Origin of the sequence: Nocardia paucivorans NBRC 100373 (assembly GCF_000308675.1) — a bacterium.
Classification (GTDB): domain Bacteria; phylum Actinomycetota; class Actinomycetes; order Mycobacteriales; family Mycobacteriaceae; genus Nocardia; species Nocardia paucivorans.
Genome location: NZ_BAGE01000041.1, coordinates 294,974 through 312,013, shown reverse-complemented (window position 1 = coordinate 312,013; position 17,040 = coordinate 294,974). Strand labels below are relative to the sequence as shown.

General features: G+C 67.6%; 16 protein-coding genes and 1 pseudogene. 12 read left to right on the top strand and 5 right to left on the bottom strand.

Annotated features, from left to right (window positions below; translation table 11 throughout):
* Window positions 1-82 precede the first annotated feature (82 nt).
* From ON32_RS12925 to ON32_RS12895, 7 genes are all read left to right on the top strand, one after another.
* Complete coding sequence (locus tag ON32_RS12925; RefSeq protein WP_040791076.1) at window positions 83-1,249, top strand: phosphotransferase family protein; 1,167 nt, start codon at window positions 83-85, stop codon at window positions 1,247-1,249.
* A gap of 134 nt (window positions 1,250-1,383) precedes the next feature.
* On the top strand, window positions 1,384-2,739 hold the full coding sequence (locus ON32_RS12920) for a replication-associated recombination protein A (protein WP_040791288.1): 1,356 nt from the start codon (window positions 1,384-1,386) through the stop codon (window positions 2,737-2,739).
* 143 nt (window positions 2,740-2,882) lie between these two features.
* Window positions 2,883-5,561, top strand: coding sequence for an alanine--tRNA ligase (alaS, locus tag ON32_RS12915; protein WP_040791075.1), 2,679 nt, complete (start codon window positions 2,883-2,885; stop codon window positions 5,559-5,561).
* Window positions 5,561-6,115, top strand: coding sequence for a Holliday junction resolvase RuvX (gene ruvX, locus ON32_RS12910; RefSeq protein WP_040791074.1), 555 nt, complete (start codon window positions 5,561-5,563; stop codon window positions 6,113-6,115). Before alaS ends, ruvX begins: the two co-directional genes overlap by 1 nt.
* The gene (mltG, locus tag ON32_RS12905; protein WP_040791073.1) at window positions 6,112-7,614 is read left to right on the top strand and encodes an endolytic transglycosylase MltG; all 1,503 of its coding nucleotides are present in this window, start codon (window positions 6,112-6,114) and stop codon (window positions 7,612-7,614) included. Before ruvX ends, mltG begins: the two co-directional genes overlap by 4 nt.
* A 46-nt stretch (window positions 7,615-7,660) precedes the next feature.
* Complete coding sequence (locus tag ON32_RS12900) at window positions 7,661-8,464, top strand: shikimate dehydrogenase (RefSeq protein ID WP_040791287.1); 804 nt, start codon at window positions 7,661-7,663, stop codon at window positions 8,462-8,464.
* A gap of 82 nt (window positions 8,465-8,546) precedes the next feature.
* Window positions 8,547-9,020: a B-4DMT family transporter gene (locus tag ON32_RS12895; RefSeq protein WP_245551000.1), complete on the top strand. Its 474-nt coding sequence runs from the start codon at window positions 8,547-8,549 to the stop codon at window positions 9,018-9,020.
* Between the two features lie 29 nt (window positions 9,021-9,049).
* On the opposite strand, the gene aroB is transcribed toward ON32_RS12895, so the two are convergent.
* The 4 genes and pseudogenes from aroB to ON32_RS12875 all read right to left on the bottom strand — a co-directional run bounded on the left by aroB (window position 9,050) and on the right by ON32_RS12875 (window position 13,181).
* The gene (gene aroB, locus ON32_RS12890; RefSeq protein WP_040791072.1) at window positions 9,050-10,171 is read right to left on the bottom strand and encodes a 3-dehydroquinate synthase; all 1,122 of its coding nucleotides are present in this window, start codon (window positions 10,169-10,171) and stop codon (window positions 9,050-9,052) included.
* A 500-nt stretch (window positions 10,172-10,671) separates the two neighbouring features.
* Window positions 10,672-11,361 (bottom strand): annotated as a pseudogene (locus tag ON32_RS28505) (shikimate kinase); the annotation flags it as partial.
* Window positions 11,358-12,596, bottom strand: a complete 1,239-nt coding sequence (aroC, locus tag ON32_RS12880; protein WP_085995184.1) for a chorismate synthase — start codon at window positions 12,594-12,596, stop codon at window positions 11,358-11,360. The pseudogene ON32_RS28505 and the gene aroC, both read right to left, overlap by 4 nt.
* A 75-nt stretch (window positions 12,597-12,671) precedes the next feature.
* Window positions 12,672-13,181, bottom strand: a complete 510-nt coding sequence (locus ON32_RS12875; protein WP_040791283.1) for a prepilin peptidase — start codon at window positions 13,179-13,181, stop codon at window positions 12,672-12,674.
* Between the two features lie 145 nt (window positions 13,182-13,326).
* Here ON32_RS12875 and ON32_RS12870 point away from each other — a divergent pair, with 145 nt between their 5' ends.
* The 5 genes from ON32_RS12870 (at window position 13,327) to ON32_RS12850 (ending at window position 16,530) form a co-directional block, all read left to right on the top strand.
* On the top strand, window positions 13,327-14,454 hold the full coding sequence (locus ON32_RS12870; RefSeq protein ID WP_040791071.1) for a M24 family metallopeptidase: 1,128 nt from the start codon (window positions 13,327-13,329) through the stop codon (window positions 14,452-14,454).
* 38 nt (window positions 14,455-14,492) lie between these two features.
* Window positions 14,493-15,056, top strand: a complete 564-nt coding sequence (gene efp / locus ON32_RS12865) for an elongation factor P (RefSeq protein WP_040791070.1) — start codon at window positions 14,493-14,495, stop codon at window positions 15,054-15,056.
* A 1-nt stretch (window position 15,057) separates the two neighbouring features.
* Window positions 15,058-15,567 (top strand): transcription antitermination factor NusB, encoded by a 510-nt coding sequence (nusB, locus tag ON32_RS12860; RefSeq protein WP_040791069.1) that lies wholly within the window; start codon window positions 15,058-15,060, stop codon window positions 15,565-15,567.
* A complete protein-coding gene (locus ON32_RS12855) occupies window positions 15,564-15,827 on the top strand; it encodes a YciI family protein (protein ID WP_245550999.1) in 264 nt (87 codons plus the stop codon). The genes nusB and ON32_RS12855 overlap by 4 nt, the downstream gene beginning before the upstream one ends.
* A gap of 169 nt (window positions 15,828-15,996) precedes the next feature.
* Window positions 15,997-16,530: a DUF4334 domain-containing protein gene (locus ON32_RS12850; RefSeq protein ID WP_040791281.1), complete on the top strand. Its 534-nt coding sequence runs from the start codon at window positions 15,997-15,999 to the stop codon at window positions 16,528-16,530.
* An 80-nt stretch (window positions 16,531-16,610) separates the two neighbouring features.
* On the opposite strand, the gene ON32_RS12845 is transcribed toward ON32_RS12850, so the two are convergent.
* Window positions 16,611-16,919, bottom strand: coding sequence for a hypothetical protein (locus ON32_RS12845; protein ID WP_040791068.1), 309 nt, complete (start codon window positions 16,917-16,919; stop codon window positions 16,611-16,613).
* Window positions 16,920-17,040 lie beyond the last annotated feature (121 nt).

Below are 17,040 nucleotides of genomic sequence, written 5' to 3'. Positions count from 1 at the left end.
ATGACACACGGGCGCCGGACGACACGGAAAGGTTGTGCAACTGCTCGCTAGAAGTGACCTGATGCGAGTAGCTTGAGAGGCGATGACTGCACTATTGGCTGAACGCGCCACAGAAGTCGTGTCCGCGGCACAACAGTTGCTCACAAAGCGCATGGGTGCCTCGGTGAAGTTGAGTGAGCCGACCGAGCTCAGCGGCAGTGGGAGGACGACGGTTCTACGCGTCCGTGTTGCCGAGAACTCTTTCTCGCTACCCCGCACCCTGATCGTCAAGCAGGTTCGCGGCGCCGTCACCGATCCCAAGAACGTGACCATCACCCCGGGTGTCGCCGGTGTGGACTCGGCGTTTCTCCGCGAAACCGTCTCCTACCAATTCACCACCGCCCTCGGGCGTGACCAGAGACCCGGTCCCTACCTCATCGCCCACAGCCTGCCCGATCGGCTACTGGTGCTCAGCGATCTCGGTGAGAACACCAAACTGACCCATGTCCTGCGTTCGGGCGCCGAGCCGGCCACCCGCAACGCGCTCATGGCATTCGCTCAGGCCCTCGGCCGGATGCATGCGGCGACGGTGGGCCGGGAACCGGATTTCGTCGCCCTGCTGCGTCGGGCATCGGTCACCCATCGGGTCGACGGGGTCGCGCAACAGGCCGAGATGGCGGTCGCCGAGGTGCCCGGCCTGTTGCGTCGGGAACTCGAGATCGAGGTTCCGGACGAGGTGACCGCCCAGGTCACCCAGGCCGCCCGGCTGTTCACCGGTGGCCGGTTCCGGGCCTTCAGCTCCTCGGATCTGTGCCCCGACAACGTCATCCTCAACGAGGAGGGCGCCCGCATCCTGGACTACGAGTGGGGCGGCTTCCGTGACGCCACCCTCGATATCGCCTACGCGCTGGTGTCCTTCCCCGGCTGCCTGTGCGATCTGGAACTGTCGCGGGAGCGGGCCGCGCAGATGGTGGAGGCGTGGCGCGCCGAGGTCGTCGGTGTCTGGCCCGCCCTGGCCGACGACGATCTGCTCGCCGAGAAGATCCTGGAAGCCCGGTTGATCTGGGTGTGGTTGACCACATACTGGTTCCTGCCCGCCGATCACGCGCGCATTGCCGCGGCCCGGGAACACGGGCTGTCGGTACCGCGTTCGGAAGCACTGCTCAATCGGTGGGTCGCGCTCGCCGAGGACGCGCGGTGCAACGGTAATGACGCCATCGGTGATTTCGCCGAGAGCGTGGCCGCGGTATTGGACGAACGCTGCGTGTGATCACGGTGTGATGGCACCCGTTTCGGCTCCGCGTAAGGCCGTGACATATCGGCTCGAGGCGGCGGGGCGGTAAGGCGGGTGGGTCGTGACGACCGGACCGGAAGCCGTCGGGGATGAGCGGTACGGTCACTGATATGAGCGACGGATTGTTCGATGTGCCCGATGACCCGGGCGCCTCGTCGGACACCTCCGCCGGTGACGCCGCATTTCGCGGGGTGGGTGCCACGGCGCCGCTCGCGGTGCGGATGCGGCCGGCGACGCTGGACGAAGTCGTGGGACAGCGGCATCTGCTCGGACCGGGATCACCACTGCGCCGGCTGATCGAAGGCTCGGGGGCGGCGTCGGTCCTGCTCTACGGACCGCCGGGCACCGGGAAGACCACTTTGGCGTCGTTGATATCGCAGGCGACCGGGCGTCGGTTCGAGGCCCTGTCGGCCCTGTCGGCGGGGGTCAAGGAGGTCCGGGGGGTTATCGATGTGGCGCGGCGTCGGCTGCTCGCCGGGGAACAGACGGTGCTGTTCATCGACGAGGTGCACCGGTTCTCCAAAACCCAGCAGGACGCCCTGCTTGCCGCGGTGGAGAACCGGATCGTGCTCCTGGTCGGCGCGACCACCGAGAATCCGTCGTTCTCGGTGGTGTCGCCGCTGCTGTCGCGGTCGCTGGTACTGCAACTGCGCTCGCTCACCGAAGCCGATATCCTCACGGTGCTCACCCGCGCTCTCGTCGATCCGCGTGGTCTGAACGGCCGCTACACCGTGACCGAGGCGGCGCTGGACCATATCGTGCGCATCGCCGGCGGTGACGCGCGGCGGGCACTCACCGCATTGGAGGCCTCGGCGGAATCCGCGCCGGACGGCACCGTCGACGTCGATCTGGTGGCCGCAAGTGTCGACCGGGCCGCGGTGCGCTACGACCGGGCCGGTGATCAGCACTACGACGTGATCAGCGCTTTCATCAAATCCATCCGCGGCTCCGATGTCGACGCCGCGTTGCACTACCTGGCGCGGATGATCGCGGCCGGCGAGGACCCGCGGTTCATCGCCCGCCGGCTGATGATCCACGCCAGCGAGGACATCGGGATGGCCGATCCCACCGCCCTGCAAACCGCCACCGCCGCCGCGCAGGTGGTGCAGCTGGTCGGTATGCCGGAGGCTCGGCTGGCGCTGGCCCAGGCCACCATCCATCTGGCCACCGCGCCGAAATCGGGTGCGGTGGTCGCGGCCATCGATGCGGCCATGGCGGATATCGCCGCCGGGAAGGTGAGCGCGGTGCCGCCACATCTGCGCGACGGTCACTACGCGGGCGCGGAGCGGTTGGGGAATGCTCGGGGTTACCGGTATCCGCACGACCACCCCGATGGTGTGCTCACCCAGCAGTACCCGCCCGACGAACTGGTCGGCGTGGACTACTACCACCCCACCGACCACGGTCACGAACGCACCGTCGCCCCGCGGGTGGCCAAACTGCGCCGTATCGTGCGCGGGCGGTAGCGTCGACTCCGGCGGGCCGGGCCGCCGGAGGCCGCGGATGACAATGCGCATCCGCGGGATCCACCGGGCTCGCGACCCCGCCCCGGCACCATCACACAGCTCGGTGAAATATTCCGGTGCGGGCACCGGTAGGCTGGGTATTTGTGCAGACCCACGAGATCAGACGGCGATTCCTGGATCATTTCGTTCGTGCCGGGCATACGGAGGTGCCCAGCGCATCGCTGATTCTCGACGACCCCAACCTGCTGTTCGTCAACGCGGGCATGGTGCAGTTCAAGCCGTACTTCCTCGGCCAGCAGACGCCGCCGTACTCGCGTGCCACCAGCGTGCAGAAATGTGTGCGCACCGGTGATATCGAAGAGGTCGGTGTCACCACTCGGCACAATACGTTCTTCCAGATGGCGGGCAACTTCTCCTTCGGCGACTACTTCAAGGAGGAGGCGATCCGCTTCGCGTGGGAGCTGATCACCACACCGCAAACCGAGGGCGGATACGGGTTCGATCCCGATCGGATCTGGGTGACCGCCTACAAGGACGATCCGGAGGCCGCCGAGATCTGGCGACGCGTGGCCGGTATTCCGGAGGAGCGGATCCAGTTCCGGGACGGTAAGGACAACTACTGGGATATGGGCGTGCCCGGTCCCGGCGGCCCCTGCTCGGAGATCTACTACGACCGTGGACCCGAATACGGTCGCGAGGGCGGTCCGGTGGCCGACGAGGACCGCTACCTGGAGATCTGGAACCTGGTGTTCATGCAGGACATCCGCGGTGAGGACAGCCCGAAGCAGGGGCACCCGCCGATCGGGACCCTGCCGAAGAAGAACATCGACACCGGTATGGGTATCGAACGCATCGCGCTGCTGCTACAGGGCGTGGACAATGTCTACGAAACCGATCTGCTACGCCCGATCATCGATAAGGCAGAGGAACTGACCGGCCGCTCCTATGGGGTCGAACACGCCGACGATGTGCGCTTCCGAGTGATTGCCGACCACGCCCGCACCTCCGCGATGCTCATTGCCGACGGTGTCAATCCCGGCAACGACGGCCGCGGCTATGTGCTGCGTCGACTGTTGCGTCGGATCGTGCGCTCGGCCCGACTGCTCGGAGCCGAACAACCGGTGATGGCCGAGTTCATGAAGGTTGTCAGCGAGCTCATGTCGCCCTCGTATCCGGAGCTGGCCACCGACTACCGGCGGATCGAAACCGTGGCGGTGGGGGAGGAGACGGCCTTCCGCAAGACGCTGGCCACGGGTTCTCGATTGTTCGACGAAACCGTCGAGGAGGTGAAGGCCGCCACCCCCGCCGGTCGGACCGGCACGATCTCCGGTTCGGCGGCGTTCACGTTGCACGACACCTATGGTTTCCCGATCGATCTGACGTTGGAGATGGCCGCGGAGGCGGGTCTGACGGTGGACGAGGAGGGTTTCCGTTCGCTGATGGCCGAGCAGCGGCGGCGGGCGAAGGAGGATGCGCATGCGCGTAAGCATGCGCATGCGGATTTGTCGGTGTATCGGGAGTGGGTGGATCGGGGGGAGACCGAGTTCACCGGGTTCGAGGAGTTGACCTCCGAGGCGCGGGTGTTGGCGTTGATCGCCGGCGGGGTGCGGGTGCCGACCGCTACCGCGGGTCAGGAGGTGGAGGTGATCTTGGACCGTAGCCCGTTGTATGCCGAGGCCGGTGGTCAGATTGCCGATCGGGGCACGATCACCGCGGCGGGGACGCGGTTGCGGGTCGATGATGTGCAGAAGATCGCCAAGAAGGTGTGGGTGCACAAGACGGTGGTGGAGCAGGGCCAGATCACCGAGGGTGATGTGGTGTTGGCGCAGGTGGACCCGCAGTGGCGGCGTGGGGCGACGCAGGGGCATTCGGGCACGCATATGGTGCATGCGGCGTTGCGGCAGGTGTTGGGGCCGAATGCGGTGCAGGCGGGGTCGTTGAACAAGCCGGGGTATCTGCGGTTCGATTTCAACTGGTCGGGGCAGTTGTCGGAGCGGCAGCGGTCCGAGATCGAGGTGGTGGCCAATGAGGGGGTGGGTGCGGATTTCCCGGTGAACACGTTTGTCACCGATTTGCCGAAGGCCAAGGAGATGGGGGCACTGGCGTTGTTCGGGGAGAACTACGGGGATCGGGTGCGGGTGGTGGAGATCGGGGGTCCGTTCTCGATGGAGTTGTGTGGTGGCACCCATGTGGCGCGTTCGTCGCAGATCGGGCCGATCACGGTGTTGGGGGAGTCGTCGGTGGGGTCGGGGGTGCGTCGGGTGGAGGCGTTCGTCGGGCTGGATTCGTATCGGTATCTGGCCAAGGAGCGGGCGTTGTTGGCGGGGGTGGCGTCGGCGTTGAAGGTGCCGTCGGAGGAGGTGCCGGCGCGGGTGGAGCAGTTGGTGGAGCGGCTCAAGGCCGCCGAGAAGGAGCTCGAGCGCACCAAGAGGGCGGCGGTGTTGGCTTCGGCCGCAGAGTTGGCCGAGTCGGCCCAGCGGGTGGGCAAGGTGTTGTTGGTGGCCGCCGCCGCGCCGGAGGGCGTCGGTGCAGGTGATCTGCGCACATTGGCCACCGATATCCGGGGTCGATTGGGTAGTGAGCCGGCGGTGGTGGTGTTGTTGGGGCATGTCGAGGGCAAGGTGCCGTTCGTGGTGACGGCGAACAAGGCCGCCCAGGAGTTGGGGATCACCTCCGGGGATCTGGTGGCCGGTTTCGGTCCGAGCATCTCCGGACGCGGCGGCGGCAAACCGGAGATGGCGCAGGGCGCCGGTTCGGATCCCTCGGGTATCGCCGCCGGTCTGGCCGCCGTTCGCGATCGAGTTGCCGAACTAGCCGGCTGATGGTTCAGGGCCCCGAGGGGGATCGTCCGGTCGATCGGCCCGATCCCCGCACCGATCCGGGCCGGGGCCGGCGGATCGGTATCGATGTCGGCAGCGTTCGGATCGGGGTCGCGGCGAGTGACCCCGACGGTATTCTCGCCACTCCCGTCGAAACGGTCGCGCGAGTGGAGCGGCCGCGGCGCGGCATGATATCCCCGGACATCGAACGAATAGCCGAAATTGTTCGAGAGTACGAGGCAGTCGAAATAGTTGTCGGATTACCGCGCACCTTACGTGGGAAAAGGGGAACCGCGGCTACGCTGGCCAGTGCATTCGCCGACCGTTTGCGGGAGGCGGTGCCAGGAGTGCCGATCAGGCTTTCCGACGAACGTTTGACTACGGTGTCTGCAGCACGCGCTTTGCGGGACAGCGGTATCCGCGCGCGTGGGCAGCGGCAGGTGATCGATCAGGTGGCAGCCGTGGAGATCCTGCAGGGTTGGTTGGACGAACGGAGTGCGGTGATGAGGTCGGTCGACGAGGCGATTCGCCCCGCGACATCCGGAGACGAGGAATGACGGATCGGTGGGCCCAGGTCGAGGCACGTCTTCGACAGAGCAAGGCCGAGCGTCGGTACAAGCGTGACGAGACGGCGTGGGCGCGAGCTGCGGCCGATCGGACCGAGCCGGAGGCCGAGAACCTCGACGACGAATGGGCCGAGTGGGATGCCTACGAGGACGATGACACCACTGTCATCCCTCGCTATGTGGACGACGAGGACCCGCCCGAGCCCGAGCCGGAACCGCGCCCGCGTCCCCGCCGTGCCCGACCGCAGCCCCGACAACGGACGAGAACCCGCACCGAGTCGGGTCGACGGCGGGCGACGCCACGCCGTTCCTCCGGAGGGCGGGCCGCGTCCCGGAAGACCGCCGCGAAACAACGCGGTCGCCGAAAGCGACGCCTGGTCCTCGGTGCGTTCGCCATGCTGCTCGTCCTCGCGGCGATGGCCGTGGGGTGGAAGTGGATGAACCGCTATATACCGCCCGAGGATTTCGCCGGTCCGTCCGGACCGCCGGTGGTGGTGCAGGTGCGCGAGGGGGAGACCGCGCTGGAGATCGCCGAGGCCATGCATGCCGCCGGTGTGGTCGCCAGTCCGGAAGCGTTCTATGAAGCGGCGGTGCAGAACCCCGACATGAATACGATTCAGCCGGGTTACTACGCGGTGCCGCAACACAGCCCGGCCACCGAGGCGGTCACCGCTCTGGTTGCCCCGGAATCCCGGGTGGGGCACCTGGTGATCTCGGAGGGTCGGCAATTGCACGACCAACACGATGTGAACACCGGTGCCCGTAAGGAGGGCATCTACACCAAGATCGCCGCCGCCAGCTGTATCGGTACGGAACCGGAACGCCGCTGCGTCACCTACGAGCAGTTGGCCGCGGCGGGGGCGGGAACCGATCTGGCCGCGCTGGGGGTGCCGGAATGGGCCATGGACCGGGTCCGTACGGTGCCCGATCGCACCCGGCAACTCGAGGGTCTGATCGCCGCCGGCAGCTGGAATTTCGATCCCACCGGCACGCCCGAACAGATCCTGCGGCAACTGGTCAGTGAGAGCGCCCGCAACTACGAGGCCACCGGACTGTTGCAGGAAAACCAATCCGGGTTGAGCCCGTACGAAACGCTGATCGCCGCCTCCCTGGTGGAGCGGGAAGCGCTACCGCAGGATATGGGCAAGGTGGCCCGGGTGATCACGAATCGGTTGGAGATCGATCAGCCGTTGCAGTTCGACTCCACGGTCAACTACGCCCTGGACACCACCGAAGTGGCCACCACCGACGCCGACCGGGAACAGCAGACGCCATGGAACACCTACGCCATGGCCGGATTACCCGCCACGCCGATCTCGTCGCCGTCATTGGCAGCCCTGCGCGCCATGGAGAAACCCGAGCCCGGGCCGTGGCTGTATTTCGTGACCATCGATAAGCAGGGGACGACATTGTTCACCGAGTCCTATTCCGAACATCTGCGCAATATCGATAAAGCGTTGGAGAGTGGGATTCTCGACAGTGGCCGCTGACCGGACCGTATCCACCGAGCACCCCGGCTCGGGCGAATCGACCGATATACCGCGGCGGGCCGCGGTGCTGGGTAGCCCGATCGCGCATTCCCGTTCACCGCAACTGCACCTGGCCGCCTATCGCGCGCTCGGACTGAACTGGACCTATGAGCGGATCGAGTGCACCGCCGACCGTTTGCCCGCATTGGTCGACGGTCTCGGTCCGGAATGGGTGGGGCTGTCGGTCACCATGCCCGGTAAGGAGGCGGCTCTCGCCTACGCCGACGAGCGCACCGAACGCGCGGTTCTGGTGGGATCGGCCAATACCCTGCTGCGGATCGACGATGGGTGGCGAGCCGACTGCACCGATGTGGACGGGGTGCTGGGCGCCCTGCGCGGCGGTGGTGTCACCGATATCGACTCCGGCGTGGTGTTGGGCGCCGGGGGGACCGCGCGACCGGCGTTGTTGGCCCTATCCGAGTTGGGCGCCGGAAAGGTCACCATTGTCGCCCGGAATTCCGGGCGTGCCCGACCGGCGGTGGAACTCGCCGAACGGCTCGGCATGCGCGTGACGGTCATCGGATTCGAGCCGACGGCCCTCACCGCGGTGTGCGCGCGGGCCGGCGCCGTGGTCAGCACCGTTCCTGCGGAGGCCGCCGCGGCGGTCGCCGCCGCGGTGGCCGCGGCCCCGGTGGTGCTCGACGCCATCTACAACCCGTGGCCGACGCCGCTGGCCGAGGCCGTCACCGTGGCCGGTCATAGTGTGATCGGGGGTCTGGATATGTTGTTGAACCAGGCTTACGGGCAGGTGGAACAGTTCACCGGGATGCCCGCCCCGCGTGCGGCCATGGCCGCCGCGCTCGAGCGGTAGCCGGCGGTGGGTGAGTCGCGAGGACCCCACTTTCTGTAACGAGTTCTAGTTTGTTGTTCGGACTCGGGTTATGGTGGTCGGCATGACTGCGTGGGTTATGCGGGCCATAGCGCTCGGGGCGCTGACCGTGGCGCTGCGGACGGCACTCGGTTTCGCGATGACATATTGGCCGACGCATGGTGTGTGGTTCCGGCTGCTGTGCCTCGTCGTGCTGATCGGCTCGGCATTCGCGTGGGGTGCGGCGGACGGCCGCCGCGACCGCCGTATCCACCCCGATCCGGAACACGGTTCGGATCTGACCATCCTGTGGTTGCAAGCGGCGGTCGCCGGTGGACTCGGCAGTGGCCTGCTGGCCTGGGTGCTCGACTTCCTCCCCGCATTCGCCCTCGGCGACAGTGGTCTGCTGTTCGAAGCGACCGCCGCGGCCGCGTTCATCGTGCTGCTGATCTTCATTCCCGCCCTGATCGGGGTCGCCGTGGGCCGGCGGCTCGTCGATCGGCACCACGGCAGGGCGGGACACGACGCCTCGGGGCAGCCCGCGGGCTCCGCTGCCTAGACGGGCCCGCGGGTCGGTATCGGCACGGCTCAGAGCAATACGGCGCCGCCGCCGGATCCGCCCTCCCGAGCGACCGCCGAATACGCGGCGGCGAGCAGCGACGGATCCGGGCCCTCCAGACGGCCGGGCTTGGCGAGGCCGTCGAGGACCACGAAACGCAGAACGCCGGAACGAGTTTTCTTATCGGTTTGCATGGCGTCCAACAGCTGCGGCAGGGCATCGGGATCGTAGGTGGTGGGCAGGCCGACGCTCTCCAGGACCGAGCGGTGTCGGTCGGCGGTGGCATCGTCGAGGCGGCCGGCCAGTCGACCCAGTTCCGCGGCGAACACCAGACCCACCGCGACCGCGGCGCCGTGCCGCCAGCGGTAGCGTTCCCGACGTTCGATGGCGTGACCGAGAGTGTGCCCGTAGTTGAGGATCTCGCGCAGCGCGGCCTCTTTCAGATCGGCGGCGACAACCTCGGCCTTGACCGCGATGGACCGGCGGATCAACTCCGGCAGCACCGTACCGCCGGGCTCGAGGGCGGCCTGTGGATCGCGTTCGATGAGATCCAGGATCACCGGGTCGGCGATGAAACCGGCCTTGATGATCTCGGCCATACCGGCGACGATCTCGTTGCGCGGCACGGTTTCCAAGGTCGCCAGATCCACCAGCACCGCCGACGGTTCGTGGAAGCAGCCGACCAGATTCTTCCCGGCCTCGGTATTGATCCCCGTCTTACCGCCCACGGCAGCGTCCACCATGGCGAGCAAAGTGGTGGGCACATGCACGATCCGAACCCCGCGCATCCAGGTGGCGGCCACGAAACCCGCCAGATCGGTGGCCGCGCCACCGCCGAGGCTCACCACCATGTCCTTGCGGGTGAGTCCGATCCGGCCGAGCACCTCCCAACAGAACCCGGCCACCGGCAGATCCTTGCCGGCCTCGGCATCGGGGATCTCGATGCGGTGGGCGTCGATTCCGGTCTCGGCCAATGCGCCGCGGATCACCTCGGCCGTTTCGGCCAGCGGTGGTTGATGGAAGATCGCGACCGTGCGCACCCCGCCGTCGGCGGTGACCGTCTCGACGAGATCACCGAGCAGTCCACGACCGATGATCACCGGATAGGGGTCGGCGGTGCGGACCTCGATACGAGTCGGTTCTGCTGTCACGTGCGGTGCTCCGATTCTGTCCGTTCCGATTTCATGCGTTCCCGCCGTCGCACTCGTGCCCGGGCCCGGTGGGTACGGGCCCGGCGGGAGCGACTCGGGGAGTTCTTTCCGGCCGGTCGATCGTCCGCGGCGGTATCGGTCGGGGCGGGTTGCCCCGCGGCCCCGCCGGGGGCTTTCTGATCGGTGGTATTCGTCTGCGCCCGGTCCGGGGTCGGGGTGGTGCCGTTTCGCGTGGGGGCACGGCGAGCGCGACGTGACCGCCGCGATGGAGCGGGACCGCCCACGCCGTTTCGGGTCGATGCGGCGCTACCGGACCGCCCGGAGGGTGGGGTGGGCCCGGCTGTCGCGGTGTCGTGCGATTCAAGTGTGTGCGATTCAAGTGTGGTGGAAGCGGGATTTGTCGCTTCGCCACCACGGTTCGTGGAGGTGGCGCCGCGCGTCGGAGCGTCGCCGGGGCGTTTCGCGGTGTCGGCGGAACGCGTCGAGGCGGTGTCGGTGGTGTCCGATCGGCTCGAGGTGTTCGACCGGGTCGGACCGGTGCGCCGTGAGTCGGCCGCGGCGGCCCGGGCTCTACGGCGGGTGCGGGACCTACCGCCGCGTCGCCGCCGGGGAGGCCCGTCCGGGCTCTGGTCGGATGCCGGTTGCGGTGCGGCGGGGGCGGGTTCCAGGGACAGTTTTCCGAGGATCATGCGGACCACTCGCCCGGGGCTGCGGCCGTCGGTCCGCACCCGTACCGAGGAGACCTCGCGGTACAGCGGCCGTCGCCGCCGCATCAGTTCGCGGTACTTCGTGGCCGGGTCCGTGCCGTTGAGCAGTGGGCGGGTATTGCTCGTACCGGTGCGTCGCAACCCTTCGGCCACGCTGATCTCCAGATACACCACCGTCCGCTCGCGCAGCAGGGCCCGGGTCCTCGCCGAGAGAACCGCCCCGCCGCCGAGGGAAACCACACCCCGTTGGGTGAGGAGGGCGCGTCGCACCACCCGTTCCTCTATTCTGCGGAACTCGGCCTCGCCGTCGGTGGCGAAGATATCGGGGATGGTCCGCCCGGTTTCCTCCTCGATCCCGGTATCGGTGTCGTAGAGATCGACACCGAGTTCCCGGGCCAGCTTCCGTCCGATCGTCGACTTTCCGGCGCCGGGAGGGCCGACCAGCACGACGCGCGGCGCGCGCGGGCCGGGTTGCGCGGTCATCGTGACGGGCCGGCGGCGTCGGATACGGTATCGCGCGCGGTCAGGTGCGGGCGGTTGCCGATCCGCTCCAGATAACCGGTGAGGTTGGCGACGGTCTCGGTCAGCGAATCACCGCCGAATTTCTCCAACGCTGCCTGCGCGACCACCAGGGCCACCATCGATTCGGCGACCACACCCGCGGCCGGTACCGCGCACACATCGGACCGCTGGTGGATTGCCACCGCCTCCGCACCGGAGGACATGTCGACGGTGGACAGGGCACGCGGCACGGTGGAGATGGGTTTCATGGCCGCGCGCACCCGCAGCGCCTCACCATTGGTCATCCCACCCTCGAGGCCGCCCGCGCGGTTGGTGGATCGCAATACCCCGTCGGGGCCCGGTCGCATCTCGTCGTGCGCCTGGCTCCCGCGCCGACGCGCCGTTTCGAAACCATCGCCCACCTCGACACCCTTGATCGCCTGGATGCCCATGAGCGCGGCGGCGAGCCGGGAATCGAGCCGGTTCTCTCCGCTGGTGAACGAGCCCAGGCCCACCGGCAGCCCCTCCACGACCACCTCGACGACGCCGCCGAGGGTGTCGCCGTCCTTCTTCGCCGCGTCGATCTCGGCGATCATCGCCGCCTCGGCCTCGGCGTCGAAGGCGCGCACCGGGCTCCGGTCGATGGTCGGTAGATCGGCGGCGGTGGGCACCACCCCGGTGGTGTTGGCCGCGGTCCCGATGGAGATCACATGCGAGACGACCTCCACCCCGAGCGCCTGCCGCAGGAAGGCTCGCGCCACCGTGCCCGCGGCGACCCGGGCGGCGGTCTCGCGGGCACTGGCCCGTTCCAACACCGGTCGGGCATCGTCGAAGCCGTACTTGAGCATGCCCGAATAGTCGGCATGTCCGGGACGCGGGCGGGTGAGCGGGGCATTGCGAGCGAGTTCCGCGAGTTCGGCCGGGTCCACCGGATCGGCGGACATGACCGTGGTCCACTTGGGCCATTCCGAGTTGGCGACCTCGATCGCCACCGGTCCGCCCATGGTGCGTCCGTGGCGCACACCACCGATAACCGTCACCTTGTCGGCCTCGAACTTCATTCGAGCGCCGCGCCCGTAGCCGAGACGTCGCCGCGCCAACTGCGCGGAAATCTCCTCCGATGTCACCTCGACACCGGCCACCATCCCCTCCAGGATGGCGACGAGAGCGGGGCCATGGGATTCTCCAGCAGTTATCCAGCGCAGCACGCTGTCCATCTTCCCATGTCGACACGCCGACCCCGGCACGTGGTGGGCGGTGTGCGCCGGGCCGGGGCCCGAGTGGCCGAGTGGTTACCGGAACAGCAGGGCCGCAACGGTGGCCGCGCACATCGAGGGTCCGTGCGGCACGGTCGAAGTGTGTTCGTCGGGGAGTCGTGCGCGATACGGCGGGATACCGTTCGGTCGGCGGACGGCCAAGCCGCCGGTTCGGCGTCGCTCGCTCACCCGGCGGCCCACCAGCGCCCCGACGCCGGCGAAACCGGTGAGCAGTGGCGCCGCCAATGCCGCCCACACCCAGACCGTGGCGCCGGCCATCCCGGTCGCCGCACCCAGCCCCACCGCGAGCTTGACATCACCGGCGCCCAGGGCGGCGGGTCGGGCCAGGTGTACCAGGAGGTAGGGCACGGCCAGCAGGACCGCCCCGGCCGCCGCCGCGCCGAACCGCCCGGCGGCGAACGCATGACCGAAGACGGCCGCGGCGCCCCATCCGGTGAGGGAATTCGGTAGGCGGCGCGTGCGGATATCACCGACGCTCAGCGCGCAGCACCACAGGACGAAGAGTACGAAAGTGACAACCGGCATACCGTCCACGATTCCGGGCCGGCGGGTCAGCGCCGCCGGAAGGACGTGGAATGGGGATAGAGCGCCCACCCGAATCGAATTGTGAACATTACATGTTTCTGATCAGTGGTCGAGTGATCATCGCCGACGGCGGTACTTTTGACCCATGTCTGCTGAAGCCGCGGGGCCCACACCCGACTATGCGGCGCGCCGGGGCGCGTTGCGCAGTCTGCTGATCGAGAACGAGATCGATGGACTCCTCGTCACCGACCTGGTGAACATCAGATATCTGACCGGATTCACCGGATCGAACGCCGCCCTGTTGGTGCACTCGTGGGATACGCCCGGCGCCGAGGAGCGCACGGTTATCGCCACCGATGGGCGCTATCGCGTCCAGATCGGCCGACAGGTTCCCGATCTGCGTGCCGAGATCGTCCGGGCCGTCACCCGGCGCCTGGTGGAACTGGCCTGTGAATGGCAGTTCGGGCGGGTCGGTTACGAAAGCCATGTCGTCACCGTCGACCAATATCGCGCGTTCGAGGAATTGGGTACGGGGCTGCAACTGGTCGCCACCCCGGGGCTCGTCGAACAGTTGCGCATGGTGAAGGACGACTACGAGATCGATCGACTGCGCGCGGCCTGCGCGGTCGGTGACGAAGCGTTGGCGGCCCTGCTCGCCGACGGCGCGCTGCGTCCGGGACGCACCGAACGTCAGGTGGCCCGGGACCTGGAGTGGGCGATGTTCGAGCGCGGCGCCGAGGCGATCGCCTTCGAAACCATTGTCGCCGCCGGCGCGAATTCCGCGGTCCCCCATCATCGGCCCACCGAAGCGGTGCTGGCCACCGGGGATTTCGTCAAGATCGATTTCGGCGCGGTGGTCGGCGGCTACCACTCCGATATGACCCGCACCTTCGTGCTCGGCCGGGCCGCGGACTGGCAGCGCGAGACATACGAACTGGTCCTGCAGGCCCAGCGGGCCGGACGGGAGGCGTTGGGTCCGGGCGTGCCCGTCGCCGATGTGGATGCCGCCGCGCGGGAGGTGATCGACGCCGCCGGACACGGCTCGTTGTTCGTACACGGTCTCGGGCACGGGGTGGGTCTGCGTATCCACGAAGCGCCCGGAATAGCCAAAACGGGCACGGGTACACTCCAGTCTGGCGTGGCGGTGACCGTCGAGCCGGGAGTGTACTTTCCCGGGCGCGGAGGGGTCCGGATCGAAGACACACTCGTGGTGCGCGACGATGGCGCGGAGCTGCTCACCCACACCACCAAGGACCTGACCGTCGTCGAGTGACGCCGGTGGCGAAAGCGAATTGAGGAGACCCGAGGACAGTGGCGGACACCAGCGACTTCAAGAACGGCCTCGTGCTGAGGATCGACGGTCAGCTTCAGCAGATCGTCGAGTTCCAGCACGTCAAGCCGGGCAAAGGTCCCGCCTTCGTGCGGACCAAGCTGAAGAATGTGCTGTCCGGAAAGATCGTCGACAAAACCTTCAACGCGGGTGTGAAGGTGGAGACCGCGACCGTCGATCGTCGCGATATGACCTACCTGTACCACGACGGTACCGACTACGTCTTCATGGACGGCGAGACCTACGACCAGATCGCCATCTCCGAGGCCACCATCGGTGAGAGCTCCCGGTTCCTGTTGGAGAACATGAACGTCCAGGTCGCCACCTACGAGGGTGAGCCGCTGTACGTCGAGCTGCCGGTTTCCGTCGAGCTCGAGGTCACCCACACCGAAACCGGCCTGCAGGGCGATCGGTCCACCGGCGGCACCAAGCCCGCCACCGTGGAAACCGGCGCCGAGGTCCAGGTTCCCCTGTTCATCAACACCGGCGACAAGCTGCGCATCGACACGCGCGACGGCAGCTACCTGGGCCGGGTCAACTCCTGACGTGACCGACCGGCCCGCGGACAAGAAGTCCGGCTACAAGAAACTCGGCGCTCGCCACAAGGCCCGTCGGCGGGCGGTGGACCTGCTGTTCGAGGCGGAGGCCCGCGATATCGACCCCGCCGATCTGGCCGACGAACGGGTCGCGCTGGCCACTCGCGATCAGGGCGTGGTGCCCGTGCACGCCTACACCCGTGTCCTGGTCGACGGAGTCGCCGAGGATCTGGACCGGGTCGACGGCACGATCGAGTCGTACCTACAGGACTGGACCCTGTCCCGGTTACCCGCCGTGGACCGGGCCATCCTCCGGGTGGCGGTGTGGGAGTTGCTGCACGCCGACGATGTTCCCCCCGTGGTCGCGGTGGACGAGGCGGTGGAGCTGGCCAAGGAGCTGTCGACCGACGAATCGCCCGCCTTCGTGAACGGTGTGCTCGGCCAGGTTGTCCAGGTGGCGCCGCAGGTCCGTGCGGCCGCGGCGGCCACCCGGGCCGCGCGGCCGGATTCGGAGGGGTGAAGGTGCGCAAGTACCTGGTCATGGTCATGCGCACCCCACGGTTCACCCCGGCGGTCGTCGAACCGCACAAACGATTCCTGGCCGAGCTGCGGGAGCGGGGCATGCTCCAGGAAACCGGCCGTTTCACCGACAACACCGGTGGTGCCTATATCGTCCTGGCGGATTCTCTGGAACAGGCGAAGAAAATCGTGTACACCGATCCGGTGCACACCACCGGCGCTTCGGAGCTGACCGTATACGAGTGGGAGATCACCGGCTGAATGCCGTACCGGTCTCCGGTGATCGCCTATCGAGCCCCGGTAGTGACTGTCGGGGCGACCGCCGTGTGAGAGAAGGATAGACTTTCTCTATTATGTTCCCGGCCCGTCGCCTGTGATGGGAGACGGGCCGGGAACGTGTGGCCGAGGCGGATGTGAAGGAGTGCGGGTGATGGCGGAGAACGGCAGCGTCACGCTGCCCGAGAACGGATGCACCACCGCACAGGCGTGGGAGGTGTTCGATCGGCTGCCCGCCGCCCGGGTGGACGAGGTGGTCGTCGGCCGGTGGCGTGGCGAGGAACTGCCCACCGGTCATCCGATGGACGGTCTGCTGACCGAATCCGGTTGGTACGGAAAGCAATTCGACGAGCCGGACAAAGTGCATCCGCTGCTGTTCACGGATGAGACCGGTACGGTCTTCCCGGTGGATCCGCGCCGGGTGCCGCTCGCGTTGGCCGAGAAGATCCCCGCCGGCTGGCTACGTCCCGTCCGCCGGAATCTGCGGAAATTGGCGCCCGTGCTGCGTGCTCGCAAACCCGGGGCGCGGTTGCGTGATATCGAGTACCGGGGTGTGGTGAGCGCGGCCATGGTCTACGACCATCTGCCGATCATCGACCATTTCCGTCGGCTCGACGAGAACAGCCTGCTGGGTGTCATGGATATGCGCGGCCTGAGCGAGCCGTATTTCTTCCTGCTGCGTCGCTGATCGTCGGCGCTCGGTATCGTCGCCGATCGCGGCGATCCTCATCGGTCGCCAGGGCGCAGGATGATCCTGCCCGGCGGCGTTCACGCTTCGACCGATTCGTGTGCCCGGGCCGCCTGGCTCAGCGGTAGTACGGTCTCCACGGCGGAGACGAGCGTTACCGCGCGGGCCAGGGTCGCCGAGTCGGCCGCGACCGCGACGTATTCGGCATATGAGCCGGTTCCGTCGGTCGTCGCCAGTCGGTGGAACAGTTCGTCGGCGCCACGCAACCGGCCGGGATGTAGATCCACCCATGCTCCGTGGGTGAGTGGGGTTCGGTGCCGCGGTACCGAGGGGTCGAGTCGCATCTCGCCGGGCCTGTCGAACAGTGATCCCTGTAATGGGGCGATCATGCCGCCGAGGCTACTCGATATCGAACATATGTTCCCTGATATCAGTGAGTCGTCTTCGATGTGGTCGATGAATTGCCCACGGTTTCCCCGAGCTCGGCGCCTGCTCGCAGGGGTGGCGTGC